Raw genomic sequence first — 888 nt, forward strand, 5'->3', positions numbered from 1 at the left:
AGCAGGCCCCTCGCGTACCCGCCGCCCGGCCCGCCGTGCGGCGCCCGGTTCGCCGGGATCGAGGCCGGCGGGGCGGAACCGGAGCTGGAGCCGGGGACGGAGCCGCAGGTGGGGCCCGGGGCGGGGCCGGAGGGCAGCGGGCCCCTACTGCCCCCGGTCGCCGTCGCCGCGCCCACCGGGGCCCGGTTCGGTGGCGGGCGGCAGCCGCGCGGACAGTCCGGGCAGCCGCGCGGCCGGGGCGAGCCACGGCAGGAGGAACGGGCGGACGGGCGCGACCGGCAGCGCGCGGTCCGCGAGGCCGTCGTCCGGCTGGTACGGCTGCGGGCCCGGGGCCGTACCGGCGAGGCGCACGCCGTGCTGTGCGAGGCGGCGGCCGGCCCCGCCGGCCTGCTGCCGCTGTTCGCGGGCGAGCTCCACCGCGCGGGCCTCGGCGCCGACTGGGCCACTCTGCTGTGGGAGGCGGCCTCGCTGCCGCCCGACCGGCTCGCCGCGGCGGCTGCCGCGCTCGCCGCCGCCGGGCAGGACGCCGACTGCGACCGGCTGCTGCGCCAGGGCGTGAGCCGGCCCGTCGAGCAGATCGCGCACGCGGTGCTCGCGCTGGGTGACGCCGGACGCGAGCGCGAGGCGGACGCGCTGCTGGACGCCTTCGTCCGGGTCCGTACGCCCCAGGACGCGGCGCATCTGGCCGCGCACGCGCCGGCGCGCCTCGGCCCGCGGCTGCTCACCGCCGCCGACGCGGTCTCCGAGGGGCGCAGGCGAGACCTCGTCCACGCCCTCCGCGTGGCCGGAATTGCAACAGAACGTTGAAATCCAGGGATTGAGGGGAGGGTGCGGATGGGCAGGGTCCCCAGCAATGGACAACGACGCCCATATATCCCGGTCCCGCTC

Annotated in this window: 1 pseudogene; it reads left to right on the top strand. The window is 79.5% G+C overall.

What is annotated here, in order from left to right:
• Nucleotides 1–807 (top strand): annotated as a pseudogene (locus ACJA3G_RS37805) (hypothetical protein); the annotation flags it as partial.
• Between the last annotated feature and the right edge of the window lie 81 nt (nt 808–888).

The sequence above is a fragment of the Streptomyces sp. YS-3 genome (genome assembly GCF_045257485.1).
Taxonomy (GTDB): domain Bacteria; phylum Actinomycetota; class Actinomycetes; order Streptomycetales; family Streptomycetaceae; genus Streptomyces.